Consider the following 12,939-nt stretch of genomic DNA (forward strand, 5'->3'; position numbering starts at 1 on the left):
GAATGAGCGAAACGGTACAACAGTTTCAGCCTCTTCTAATCTGGCATATCAATATAGAAGCGTCTTACAGCGTTACCACATCTAGATCAGGTGGCTGACTCAACGTGCCGTTTTAGTTGTTCTCGCGCTCTGGATAACCGCGACCGAACCGTACCGATTGGCACCCCCAGCGACAAGGCGGTGTCTTGATAATTACCATCCATTTCCAGACTAACTTTGATTACACGTTGCATATTGATAGGCAATCGGTCGATCGCATGGACGACTCTGACCAGTTGGCGATGTCCGTCTACCTGATGACCGATATCGCTCCCCTGTCCAACTTCAGAATGCAAATGGTCCTCCCAGCTCTCTTGATAAGGCTGCTTGTAAAGCCGACGGAAATGGTTACGGATAAGATTCAATGCAATACCGCAAAGCCAGGTTTGCGGCTTACTGGTTCCCTGGAACTTGTGTTCACTACGCAGGGCCTCGAGAAAAGTGCATTGAAGAATATCGTCGACATCGTCCTGATTCATAACCCGCTTCTGAATAAAGGCTCTCAGCATCTGGATCTGATCACTTGAAAGCTGGCGAATACCGGTAGATGCGCAAGGGACGGTGGAGGTTCTTGTATGCATTGGACTTACCTTCCATTGGATTTGGCAAGTTCTCTATTGCGATACCCGTGCCACGCGAAGAATTCTCTTTAAGCTACTGATTTATTTATATTTTTTAAATTTTAAAATTATCACCTAACGCAACTTCTTGCATAACTCACCGCTAGGCATTGCGAAATATTGCACAACGCCAGCATGCAGAAGAACCTCTTCTGTAACGTTGGAACTGTTCCTTTCGGCATACCACTCATGGCCCATGACTCTACCCAGAAGTACGCCATGAAAATTGCCCAGCCGATTCTGCCTACCCCTTCTCATGTGCACCCCGAGGTGCAGACACCGCCGCATGCTCCTCATTCCGGACCTACTCAGACACGCCCGGGTGTTGCTTCATCCGACGAGAAAGGTACGCATGCACTGGCCAAAGAAGACGCTGCGCTGGCCCAGGAGGGTCAGACAGCAAGCCGACGCGATCAGAGTGCGTTGTCTACGGGCCTGCAGTCACAGGCATATAGACTCCAATTGTCTGCTCAACAGCTACACGCCACCTACCTCAAGGGGCTGGATAAAGCACTGGGCGAGGCGGCGCAGTCGTTGCGAAAGCAGCTCAAAGATCGCCAACTGCAGAACTCGAAGGAGACGCTCAAGCATATTCTTGAAAGCTGTGGTGGCAATGCCGTCCTGGCTCACCAGATGTTGCGAGTGGCCGCAAGACAGGCCAGGAACGAAGGTGAAGATAGCGAACAGCTCCTGTTCAGACGTCAGTTCAAGCTCTTGTATAAGGAATATGGCAAACCGGCTCGGCCCTCTACCAGTGCTCTGACAAAAGCACGCGGTCGCTTTCGTGCCGAGACGCAGCGGCGTACCCGATCCCGGACACTCCATAGCGTAACGGCTAATGGCCCTCTTAATGTCATCGCTCTGGTGGACGCGCTCCTGAATGAGCTGCGAGAGCAAGGTCAATACGAATTATCGCTCAGTGAAATACGCTCCGAGATGGCTGAGGACATTGCAAACGCAGCCTCAACTCATGCGCTTCATCAGGCACGCCCCCTGATAAGCAATCTCACCATCGCAAAGCATGTAGCCGCCCTGCTACATGAGTGTGAACATGTACTGGGTCGTATGCGCGAAAAAAATCCGCAGATTCAGGTTGAAGCGATTGCCCTGCTCAGGCATCTCCTCACGTTGATGAACAAGCTCATGGAGCCTGAGCAGACACTAACCCTGGTACAGCTTATTGGCGGTGAGCAGCTCAAACACCAACTGTCCTTTCTCAATGAGCTGATGCGTATCCTGACTCAGCGACTCTCGTTTCTATTCTGGCGTAACAAGAGTGACTTCCATAACGTCAAGGAGAACCTTCTTATTCTCAGTACGAAACTGACCGATGAAGAGCAACAACGCGCCCAGGAGACCGATATCGTATGGAACCTTTGATTAATGTTCTGAATGCTATCGCTCTGGCCGCGATGCGCCGCTCAGAGGTAGTCGGTGCCTTTGTTGTCATAGCCATCGTATTCATGATGATTACCCCAATGCCTACGGTATTGGTAGACGTCCTGATCGCAATCAATATTTGTATTTCCTGCCTACTGATCATGCTGGCCATGCACTTGCCGCGCCCCTTGGCGTTCTCCACTTTTCCTGCCGTATTACTGCTTACAACGATGTTCCGCCTGGCCCTCTCGATCTCGACCACCCGCCTGATCCTGCTGAATCAGGATGCCGGTCATATCGTGGAGGCGTTCGGACAATTTGTGGTAGGCGGTAACCTTGCGGTGGGCATGGTGATTTTCCTCATTCTTACCGTCGTAAACTTTCTGGTGATCACCAAAGGATCGGAGCGGGTGGCTGAAGTGGGTGCCCGCTTTACTCTGGATGCGATGCCAGGCAAGCAGATGTCCATTGACAGTGACCTACGAGCCAACCTGATCACTGTTCAGGAAGCCCGTAACCGCCGGGCCGAGCTAGGTAAGGAAAGCCAGCTGTTCGGTGCCATGGACGGTGCGATGAAGTTCGTGAACGGCGATGCTATCGCAAGCCTGATCATCGTCGCCATCAACATGATTGGGGGGATCGCGATCGGGGTAGTACAACATGGCATGACAGCCGGTGATGCGCTGCAGCTGTACACGGTACTGACCATCGGTGACGGACTGATTGCGCAAATACCGGCACTACTGATTTCGGTCACTTGCGGGATCGTCATTACGCGTGTACCCAACGGTGATCCAGGAGCCCAGAGCAATATCGGTCGTGAAATTGCAGAGCAGATTACCAGCCAACCCAAAGCATGGGTCATTGCCTCTGTAGCAATGCTTGGGTTCGCCGCGCTTCCCGGCATGCCTACGACCGTATTCATTGTTATCGCCATCGTTTGCGGCTGTGGCGGCTTCCTGCAACTGAGGCGGGCCCGTCCGGTTGCCCAGGATCAGTCTGAAGCGCTAGCACCGGAGCTGAACGGTAACGAAGACCTGCGTACGTTCTTGCCGAGTCGCCAGTTTGTCCTGCAGTTCCATCCCGCGCAGGATGTTGCCCTGATCGAGTCCCTGGTGAGTGAAATTCGCCAGCGACGTAACCGGCTCGTAGTGCATTATGGGCTGACCCTACCCTCGTTCATCATTGAGCTATCGCCTCTGCTGGCACCTGATGAGTTCAGGTTTACCGTTTATGAAGTGCCCGTTCTGAGGGCCACTTTTACACATAGCCATGTGGCAGTAGAGGCGCGTCTCTTTGATCAGGCGCCTCAACAGGCAGTTCAAGGCAGTACGGATCGACAGGAGGCCGAATGGGTCTGGCTGCCGGCTGATACGCCTGACCTGCAACATGAGGAGGTTGAGAGAGTCACGGCCAGCACGCTTATTGTAGAACGCATGGAGCGTGCATTACAGGCGTGCGGGCCTCAGTTTATTGGCCTACAAGAGGCCAAGGCCATCCTGGGCTGGTTGGAGTCGGAACAGCCGGAGCTGGCTCAGGAGATGCAGCGGGCAGTGCCGCTGGCACGTTTCGCTGCGGTCCTTCAGCGTCTGGCATCCGAATGCGTGCCATTGCGTTCTATTCGCGTGATTGCCGAAACGCTGATCGAATACGGGCAGTACGAGCGTGAGCCTACAGCCCTGACGGACTACGTCAGGATCGCCCTGAAATCTCAGCTCTACCACCAATATGCCGGTGCGGAAGGCCTGCTGGTCTGGCTGTTGACGCCTGAAAGCGAAGGCATTTTGAGAGATGGCCTGCGCCAGACCCAAACCGAAACCTTTTTTGTTTTGAGCAATGAGACCAGTCAGTTACTGGTGCAGCAACTTCACCTCGCGTTCCCCCTTCGAGTACGCGAACAGGCTGTTCTGCTGGTGGCTCAGGACCTGCGAAGCCCGTTACGGACGTTGTTACAGGAGGAGTTCTACCACGTGCCTGTCATGTCATTCGCGGAAATCGGAACCACCGCTCAGGTAAAGGTCATGGGTCGCTTCGAACTCGAAGACGATACCGCGGCCATGGATAACGATTACGCTGCCTGAACCAAGGAGAGCAGATATGTTCGAGTTGCGTGTGCTGAATGGCCTTCACCAGGGAGCCGCCCTCCCCCTGATAGGTGAGCAATGGCTGATCGGTGCGAACGATGAGCTTGATCTCGCGCTGCATGACGCTGGGGTCGAGCAAAGACATGGCTGCCTGAAACGAGAAGGCGAGCGATGGGTTCTGAACGCTGAAGAAGGTGTGGTACTTGATGAGGAGGGCCATCCCCTATCACCGGACGCTCTTTATCCTAATCGACTCTTTGTCATAGGCTCGGTTTGGCTGACCATTTCCGCCGCACAGGATGCCTGGCCCGTTGTGGCAACTTCTATTCCAGATTCTGGCCGCTCGCAAACCAGTAACCAGCCTACAGAGCCAACGTCAAACGGATCCAGTTCAAAACCTAAAACGTTTCTGTTCAACCGTATGACCACCATAGCCCTGGGTATTTTACTGGGTGTGGTAGGAAGCGCCTGGAGTATTTCCTCCAGTGGTCCGGCATCTGCCGTGGCCGATAACCAAGCGATTAAGCAGAACAGCTCTGCTCAAGCTACGTCTTCACATGCCGCACCTCAGCGCCTTCAATTGAGTAATGAGGAGGCCATGTCAAAGCTCAAGACGATGCTAAGTGATCGGTTGCTAACTGACATCGCAATCGAGTCGACACCTGACGGATTAGTGCTGCGTGGCAGCCTTGAGCAGGAAGCCCATCTGGTCTACGCGCGGATGTTGCAACGTTTCAAAGACCGTTATGAAACCAAGGCAGCGCTGGTCGACGAGGTATCGGTAGGCGGCGCTTCCCTTCCCTTCGCTATTGTCCAGATCATGTCGGGCCCCCACGCCCATATCGTGACGGCAGAAGGAAAGCGTTTGTACGTGGGCGATGAGCTCGATGGCATTCGGCTGACCCGGATTGACGATGGCCGACTGGAGTTCCAGGGGGAGCGGCGCTACGAGGTGGTCTGGTGAATAGTGCTTTACAGGGCTGGGTATCCAGCCAAACGTCGCGGCTTGCCTGTTACTCTGCCGTGCGTGTGAGCGGCTGGGTGAGTGCCGTGAGCGGAATTCTATTGGAATGTCAGATTCCTGCAGCCAAGGTAGGTGATCTGTGCGAGGTAAGCAAAGCAGACGGCAGCGCGATTCTGGCTGAAATTGTCGGCTTTACCGATGACCGGACCCTGCTTAGCGCGTTGGGCTCACCAGAGGGTATTCAGGTTGGAGCTCCCATCTGGCCGTTGGGTATGGCCCATCGAATAGGTGTCGACGAGCAATTGCTGGGCAGCGTCCTCGATGGCTTCGGTCGCCCTTTGTTAGAGGGCCACAGAGGAGCCTTTGCAGGGCCTCATGATAATCGCCAGACGCTACCGGTCATTGCTGACGCCCTGCCCCCGACCCAGCGACCACGCATTACCAACGCCTTGCCTACAGGCGTGCGCGCAATCGACAGCGCCATACTGCTAGGGGAAGGTCAGCGAGTTGGCTTATTTGCTGGCGCCGGCTGTGGCAAGACGACATTGCTCGCGGAGCTGGCGCGCAATATGGCCTGCGATGTCATCGTCTTTGGCCTGATTGGAGAACGAGGTCGGGAACTGCGCGAGTTTCTCGACCACGAATTGGACGATGACCTACGGCAGCGCTCGGTACTGGTCTGTGCCACCTCGGATCGCTCGAGCATGGAACGCGCCCGCGCCGCCTTTACTGCCACGGCTATTGCCGAGGCTTATCGCGCCAGAGGGCTGAAAGTATTGTTGCTCATCGATTCCTTGACCCGATTCGCCCGTGCTCAGCGCGAAATCGGCATTGCCTCTGGCGAGCCATTAGGCCGTGGTGGCTTACCACCCTCGGTGTACACCTTGCTTCCCAAGCTCGTAGAGCGTGCCGGGATGAGCGAGGTGGGCTCTATCACTGCGCTGTACACGGTACTCATCGAGCAGGACTCTATGAATGATCCTGTTGCGGATGAGGTCAGGTCACTACTGGATGGCCATATCGTGCTGTCTCGCAAACTGGCCGAGCGAGGGCATTATCCAGCCATCGACGTTCAGGCCAGCATCAGCCGAATCCTGACCAATGTCACCGACCGTGAGCATCAGCAGGCCAACAACCGGTTGCGCCAGCTCCTGGCCGCATACCGGCAGGTTGAAATGTTGCTGCGTCTGGGCGAGTACCAACCCGGGAGTGATCCGGTTACCGATTGCGCGGTGAGATTGCACGGAACGATCAATAGCTTTTTACAGCAAGACTTGCGCGAGCCTGTGCCTTTGAACGAGACCCTTGCAGGTCTACTGCAAATCACTGAGCAGCTGCCGGAGTAATCATGGACGACGAGCCGGAGATCGACCCACAACGCGCTGCACTAGAGGAGGTGATTCGTATTTTGGCCCCCTTGCGCCAACATCGACAAGCCAAAGCCGAACGCTTGCGCCTGCAGGCTGAAAAAGACCTACAGAATAGCCGTGATCACCTGAGCGAATTGCGTAGCAGCTTTACGACCGAACAAGCCCAGCAGCGTGAACAACGTCAGGCGTTATCGGCGGAGCATCTTAATCAGCGGCATACGTTAAACGAAGTGGATCGCTGGCATGAACAGGAGCGCAGCATGCTTGATCACCTCTCACGGCTCCGCCAGGGCATTCAGCTTCAGACTCAGGCCGTCGAACAACAGCAAGAGACACTGGAACACGCGCAAGACGAGGCGCGCAATGCTCAGCGTGCCGTTGAAAAGCTGTTCTGCCTGACGGAGGCCATGCACGATGAAAACTGAAGCGCGACCCCCCGTCCCGTCCCGGCCGGTTTCCTCTCCAGTGGGTGCGCCTAGCAAGGAGAGTTCTACGCCGTTACTGATCGGCCGCCGAGGTGAAAATGAGCGGCTGCGAAGCTTGAGGCCTGAGCATGAGACAGACCATGTTCTAAATGCAGATGGGTTGTTTTTCTCTCAGCTCATTCAGCCAGTCAGCAGCGATGCCGGACAGCAGGATCTCGGTGGCAGCGCAGGCGTGGCGCTGCCTATCCACACAGAAGAGGCTCCTGCAGCGCTAATTGATGAATTGGTACAGCAACTGACCCGAAATTCAGTCGCTCCGCTAGCCGTCACCGTATTGATGCCCAACCTTGGGAAGGTTCAAGTCAAGGTCACCAGACACAACGACCATTGGGGGATCGAGTTGGGTTTTAGTCGTCGTGAAATGTTAAGTCGGCTAAGACCTCATCAACGCGCCTGCGAATCGGCTCTGACCAACGCACTTGGTGACCCAGTAGAGCTGTCAATGCTAGAAGAGGCGTATACATGAAAATGCTTGCGCTGCGTTCCATCCAGAGTGAGTTCGCCACTGCCACAAGAGCCCTGGGGGCCGGTGTTTCTCTGCACTTTAGTGCCCGCGGCATAACGGGCGAACTCGCGTTAGAGTTCATTTCCCAGTATGAGCCGCTCGACTCGGGAAGCTGGTTCAATACCGCCGCCGGGCCCGTTTACCTGGATGATGCCAGCGCAGTGTTAAATCTGGTTGGCGAGATGCCTGTATCCACTAGTGGTGAGCTTCAATCCTGGTACTGGCAGCTGATCAGCCAGCACCTGAGTTCAGCGGTCGCGCAGGGCCTGGCGCCTATCAGTCCTCTGGGTGAATACGTACCTGAAGGGCTGCTTGTACATTGCCGTCTGAGCATAAGACATGGAGACGAAGCGCTTTATACCTTCCTCAGTGGTACGCCCAAAACTTTTTTACGTTGGCTCGATACCCCCGGCTGGACCTCTCACCGGGCAGCGCTTCCCGAGACCTTGCAAATTCCGTTTCCCCTGATACTTGGGCAAGTGATGCTTTCTGCCAGTCAGCTCGACTCGCTGCGTATCGGCGACGTACTGCTGCCCTCCCTCTGCCTGTTCAACAGTGAAGGTTATGGTCGCCTGGAGCTGGCGGATCGTCGCTGGATTGGACATGCCGAGCATCACGAACAGCAGCTTTTCCTGACTTTGATTGACGAGGACAACGGCGCTCATGAGTAGCATTGACCATTACCCAGAAGCAGAACTGGACACGCAAGCAGACCCTGCTATTCAAGAAGACTACGGCCAGGAGCATTATGAAGACCGGGATGAGCCCCTGGCTGACACCAACGCGCTTCAACCTAGCGCATACTTGCCGCTGGCGCTTACCGTACGCTGCGGGCACCTCACGTTGAGCCTGGATGAATTGCATCGGCTGGGCCACGGTACCGTGCTGGAAGTTCAGGGTATCGCTCCCGGCTACGCTACCCTTTGTCATGGCGACCATATAGTAGCTGAAGGTGAGTTGGTCGATGTTGATGGACGCCTGGGTCTGCAACTTATCCGTATGGCGTCGCGCTCATGATCATGGAGGGGATGAACCCCGTTCTGCTGGCCCTATTCCTTGGTGGGCTGTCGCTGATTCCCTTTTTGCTGATTGTCTGTACGGCTTTTCTTAAGATTGCCATGACCCTACTGATTACCCGCAATGCTATTGGTGTACAGCAGGTTCCACCCAATATGGCCATGTATGGAATCGCACTCGCGGCAACGATGTTTGTCATGGCACCGGTGGCACATGAAATTCAGCAAAGGGTCAAGGCCCAGCCACTGGACATGTCATCCATTGAGAAGCTACAAGCCAGCGCTAGCGGTGTGATTGATCCGCTCCAACGCTTCATGACACGCAATACTGACCCGGACGTCTCCGCTCACCTCCTTGAGAATACCCAACGGATGTGGCCCAAGGAGATGGCTGATCAGGCCACGAAAAATGACCTTTTACTGGCTATCCCGGCGTTTGTTCTGTCCGAGCTTCAGGCAGGGTTTCAGATCGGGTTTCTTATCTATCTCCCCTTCATCGTCATCGATCTGATCGTCTCTAACTTGCTCTTGGCGTTGGGCATGCAGATGGTTTCTCCCATGACCATTTCTCTGCCGCTCAAGCTCTTGCTGTTTGTACTGGTCAACGGCTGGACCCGCTTGCTCGACAGTCTCTTTTATTCCTACATGTGAGGCAGCCATGGAAGCGTTGGCATTGTTCAAACAGGGCATGATCCTAGTCGTTATCCTCACGGCCCCGCCCCTAGCGGTGGCGGTACTTGTAGGGGTCATCATCTCACTACTCCAAGCCCTTATGCAGATCCAGGACCAGACGCTGCCCTTCGGTATCAAGCTGGCCTCAGTGGGTCTGACACTGGCGATGACCGGCCGCTGGATCGGTGTGGAGCTGATCCAGTTCATGAACATGGCGTTCGACCTGATCTCCCGCTCCGGCGGCGCACACTGATGCCGTTCGATGCCCAACATGTCTTCGACCTTATGCTCGGCCTCGGCTTAGGTATGGCGCGGCTCTTGCCCTGCATGATCCTAGTGCCCGCCTTTTGCTTCAAATACCTCAAGGGCCCCCTGCGCTATGCCGTAGTCATTGTGGTAGCCATGATTCCGGCGCCCTCCATCAGTCAGGCGCTAAGTGGGCAAGAGGACCTTATTGCAATGTCAGGACTACTGATCAAGGAAGCAGTCCTCGGTACGCTGCTTGGCATTTTGCTCTATATGCCGTTCTGGTTATTCGCGTCGGTAGGCGCTCTGCTCGACAGTCAGCGAGGCGCGCTCAGTGGCGGCCAGATCAACCCGGCGCTAGGCCCGGATGCGACCCCGCTTGGAGAGCTGTTTCAGGAAGCGCTGATCCTGCTGGTGATCCTTTCGGGAGGCTTATCACTGATCACACAAGTGATTTGGGACAGCTATCTGGTATGGCCTCCAACCGCCTGGCTGCCTGGCATGACGGCGGATGGGCTAAACATCTTTCTCGAACAGCTCAATCAAACCTTACAGCACATGATGTTGTATGCCGCCCCGTTTATCGGCCTTCTACTGCTTATCGAGGCGGCGCTCGCCATTATTGGTTTATACGCTCAGCAGCTGAATGTCTCCATCCTTTCCATGCCCGCCAAAAGCATGGCGGGTATCGCCTTTCTGATCATTTACCTGCCTACCTTGCTGGAGCTGGGTAACGGGCAGATTCAACACTTCAAAGACCTTAAATTCCTGTTCAATCACCTCATACAGGTCCCCTGAGTCATGGGCGAGAAAACAGAAAAAGCCACGCCTAAACAGTTACGTGACGCACGCGAAAAAGGTCAGGTTGCCCAAAGCCAGGATCTCGGTAAATTACTGGTCCTGATGGTAGTGAGCGAAATCACCTTGGGGCTGGCCGATGACAGCATGGGCCGTTTGCAGCACCTGTTGGACCTTGCGCTTGTGGCGACAGGTCGCCCCTTTCTTGCCACAGTAGGTCAGGTGGCCAGCGAAGGTGCCACGGTACTGATTGGCTTTATCCTCTGTAGTGTCGGGGCGGCGATGCTGATGCGGCTGGCAAGCAGCTGGATGCAGATTGGTTTTCTATTTGCACCAAAGGCGCTCGAATTCGATATAAAGAAAATTGATCCCTTCTCCCATGCCAAGCAGATGTTTTCAGGCCAGAATCTGACTAATCTGCTCTTGAGCATACTCAAGGCAGCCGCTATTGCGATAACGCTGTATATGGTTGTAAAGCCCGAATTAGGCGCTCTGATACTGCTTGCGAACTCAGACCTGACGACCTATTGGCATGCACTACTGGACCTGTTTCGCCACATCCTTCGGACCACGCTGGGTTTATTGTTGGTCATTGGTGCTTTGGATTTCGCTCTACAAAAATACTTTCATGCCAAGAAACTGCGTATGAGCCATGAAGACATCAAGAATGAGTACAAGCAGTCCGAGGGCGACCCACACGTTAAGGGACATCGTAAGCAGTTGGCTCATGAGCTCTTGAACAAAGCGCCTTCTGCGCCACCCAAACCGGTTGAGGATGCTGACATGCTGGTCGTCAATCCAACCCACTATGCGGTTGCGCTGTTCTACCGCCCCGGTGAAACGCCGCTGCCACGCATCCTTTGCAAGGGAGAGGATGATGGCGCACTGGATCTTATTGCCCGTGCCAAGCACGCACGGGTTCCAGTCGTACAAAGCATCTGGCTTGCCCGAACGCTTTACAAGGTGAACACAGGGCACTACATCCCACGACCTACCTTAACGGCGGTGGCTCATCTTTATCAGGTCATAAAACAGCTGGATGAGGTAACGGACGAAGTCATTCGTGTGGAGGATGAACTGTAGGGGCGCACCACGCTCATCCGCATCTACCTGTTGCTATAGAAACCGCAGAGCCTTAAGTATCCTTTTACGGCTACTAAAATCTTAATGCGGATTGGCATCATAATCATGACGGCTTAGTGCCTAGAATCATGAGCTGGCGGCTACAGTCACTGAAATAGGCTCACATACGTATAAAGGCTTGCACCGCAGAATGATATGCCTGAACGACTGAAACGCTGACACTCCTTTGATTAAAAGGATACTGCTTTCAGAGAGAGATGTTATCGGGATTCCATAAACGGCTTCAGTCTATGGCCTATCTCACTATGCTCACTAGGCTCTCATCAAGCACCGGGTAGCTAATATCTGGATGAGACATTGGCAGCCTACCACTGTGCATCATGATCAGCGATTTCCAGTCGCCCAGCCTAGTATGGTTGGCTGATAAGTATTCTGCTTAATAGATCGGCCTAAGAGATCTCACTCCTAAAGTGTACTCCTGGTCGCAAGCATTCGATCAGGAGTACTACTTGCCTATCTTAACGCTTTAGCGACGCTCTCATTTATTAAAGTTCTGCACATTCGCAACATAGGCGTTAGTCAACGCCTGTGCAGGATTCCGTGAGCCGCCCGTAACGATACCCTCTACACTAGTCGCTGCAGTTTTCGTAACTCCTCCAAGCCCACCGAATAGTGTGTTGAGAGCCCCTTCGTCACTATTCCCAATACCCTCTAAAACGTTACCAAGCCCCGGGACATACTTTAGGTGTTCTCCAGCATTGGCCATAGCGTCCTTAACTGTTCGATTACCCTTGGGCTCCTTCCCAAAGGTAACAGGCTCCTGCGTCTGCGTGCAGTTAAAGGCGATGACATCCTCCTTGTTTATCTCTGATTGGGAAGCCCTGGAAGAGCCGGGAGATTCTGGTGATACGCTATCAGATGGTCCTGTTGAATCTATACGCATAAACGGTGCCTCGATCAAATCGACAGGGAGTGCTTCTCAAATGGTTGCCGAACTAAGTGGCAGCAGGACATTGTTGGTTCCAAACGAGGTGTTTGATATCACCTGGAAAAAGCTCGTGCCATACATACCGGTCTGCTCCCATAGACTGCTCCAGTAGCCCCTTGGCCTAGAGTCTGGATTAATCTTCCTAAGAAACTGATACGCAGAAAAACTCATGCCATTAAGAGAGCGTTCATTATCCAATCAGATAAACAAAGGCGGCCATCTTTCATCTAGAGCTAATACTTGATGCTTGTAATTTATCATGCCCCTATAGCTCTTTGCTATGTCTCACACCCTTATTAGGGACACAGCCAAACTGAGATATAGCGATATTTTTTGGATAAGACAGAACTCTAGCAATTATAATGGCTTCTTTATATCTGTATTGCTATTGCCTTAGTTAAGCTGATTTCGCTATCACTGCACTTTAGGGGTTCGTGTATGGCAGTATCGCTCGAGTGATTAGCGACTTCTGACTATTCGCAGTTTACTACGCCGTAATGCTTACAGATACGGAAAATTATCCATAGGTTTGTAGAGCATAATCTTATGATTGTCTGGTAGGGTCGTACATAATAATGATTGGCTCCCGGCAAAGCGTAGGCCAATTGTTGGCGGAGCTGGTACAAAGCCATCCGTGGGTCGCTCTGCTAACTTCAAGATGCATGTTTAACGTCGGCAATATATGCAAC

Annotated in this window: 13 protein-coding genes; 12 read left to right on the forward strand and 1 reads right to left on the reverse strand. The window is 53.7% G+C overall.

All coding sequences use genetic code 11. From position 1 onward, the window contains the following. Positions 1-86: 86 nt before the first annotated feature. Positions 87-620: an RNA polymerase sigma factor gene (locus QWJ10_RS10430; RefSeq protein WP_289926150.1), complete on the reverse strand. Its 534-nt coding sequence runs from the start codon at positions 618-620 to the stop codon at positions 87-89. 258 nt (positions 621-878) lie between these two features. On the opposite strand from QWJ10_RS10430, the gene QWJ10_RS10435 reads away from it, so the two are divergent. The 12 genes from QWJ10_RS10435 to sctU are packed head-to-tail and all read left to right on the forward strand — an operon-like array spanning position 879 to position 11,262. Continuing rightward, a complete protein-coding gene (locus QWJ10_RS10435; RefSeq protein WP_289926152.1) occupies positions 879-2,039 on the forward strand; it encodes a hypothetical protein in 1,161 nt (386 codons plus the stop codon). Continuing rightward, positions 2,027-4,120: a type III secretion system export apparatus subunit SctV gene (gene sctV / locus QWJ10_RS10440; RefSeq protein ID WP_289926153.1), complete on the forward strand. Its 2,094-nt coding sequence runs from the start codon at positions 2,027-2,029 to the stop codon at positions 4,118-4,120. The genes QWJ10_RS10435 and sctV overlap by 13 nt, the downstream gene beginning before the upstream one ends. A 16-nt stretch (positions 4,121-4,136) precedes the next feature. Next, positions 4,137-5,087, forward strand: a complete 951-nt coding sequence (locus QWJ10_RS10445) for an FHA domain-containing protein (RefSeq protein WP_289926155.1) — start codon at positions 4,137-4,139, stop codon at positions 5,085-5,087. Then, on the forward strand, positions 5,084-6,433 hold the full coding sequence (locus QWJ10_RS10450; RefSeq protein WP_289926156.1) for a FliI/YscN family ATPase: 1,350 nt from the start codon (positions 5,084-5,086) through the stop codon (positions 6,431-6,433). Before QWJ10_RS10445 ends, QWJ10_RS10450 begins: the two co-directional genes overlap by 4 nt. A gap of 2 nt (positions 6,434-6,435) precedes the next feature. After that, positions 6,436-6,882 (forward strand): type III secretion protein, encoded by a 447-nt coding sequence (locus QWJ10_RS10455; protein WP_289926159.1) that lies wholly within the window; start codon positions 6,436-6,438, stop codon positions 6,880-6,882. Further along, entirely contained in the window at positions 6,872-7,408 is a 537-nt protein-coding gene (locus QWJ10_RS10460; protein WP_289926161.1) for a type III secretion system HrpP C-terminal domain-containing protein, read from the forward strand. The genes QWJ10_RS10455 and QWJ10_RS10460 overlap by 11 nt, the downstream gene beginning before the upstream one ends. Beyond that, positions 7,405-8,118, forward strand: a complete 714-nt coding sequence (locus tag QWJ10_RS10465; protein WP_289926163.1) for a type III secretion protein — start codon at positions 7,405-7,407, stop codon at positions 8,116-8,118. The genes QWJ10_RS10460 and QWJ10_RS10465 overlap by 4 nt, the downstream gene beginning before the upstream one ends. Further along, positions 8,111-8,464, forward strand: a complete 354-nt coding sequence (locus tag QWJ10_RS10470) for a FliM/FliN family flagellar motor switch protein (protein ID WP_289926167.1) — start codon at positions 8,111-8,113, stop codon at positions 8,462-8,464. The genes QWJ10_RS10465 and QWJ10_RS10470 overlap by 8 nt, the downstream gene beginning before the upstream one ends. After that, entirely contained in the window at positions 8,461-9,114 is a 654-nt protein-coding gene (gene sctR / locus QWJ10_RS10475; protein ID WP_074825803.1) for a type III secretion system export apparatus subunit SctR, read from the forward strand. Before QWJ10_RS10470 ends, sctR begins: the two co-directional genes overlap by 4 nt. Before the next feature lie 7 nt (positions 9,115-9,121). Continuing rightward, entirely contained in the window at positions 9,122-9,388 is a 267-nt protein-coding gene (sctS, locus tag QWJ10_RS10480; protein WP_289926171.1) for a type III secretion system export apparatus subunit SctS, read from the forward strand. Continuing rightward, the gene (gene sctT / locus QWJ10_RS10485; RefSeq protein ID WP_289926172.1) at positions 9,388-10,179 is read left to right on the forward strand and encodes a type III secretion system export apparatus subunit SctT; all 792 of its coding nucleotides are present in this window, start codon (positions 9,388-9,390) and stop codon (positions 10,177-10,179) included. Before sctS ends, sctT begins: the two co-directional genes overlap by 1 nt. A 3-nt stretch (positions 10,180-10,182) precedes the next feature. Beyond that, positions 10,183-11,262, forward strand: a complete 1,080-nt coding sequence (gene sctU / locus QWJ10_RS10490) for a type III secretion system export apparatus subunit SctU (protein WP_112298010.1) — start codon at positions 10,183-10,185, stop codon at positions 11,260-11,262. The last annotated feature ends 1,677 nt before the right edge of the window (positions 11,263-12,939 follow it).

The organism is Pseudomonas sp. WAC2, from assembly GCF_030403525.1.
GTDB lineage: Bacteria > Pseudomonadota > Gammaproteobacteria > Pseudomonadales > Pseudomonadaceae > Chryseomonas > Chryseomonas luteola.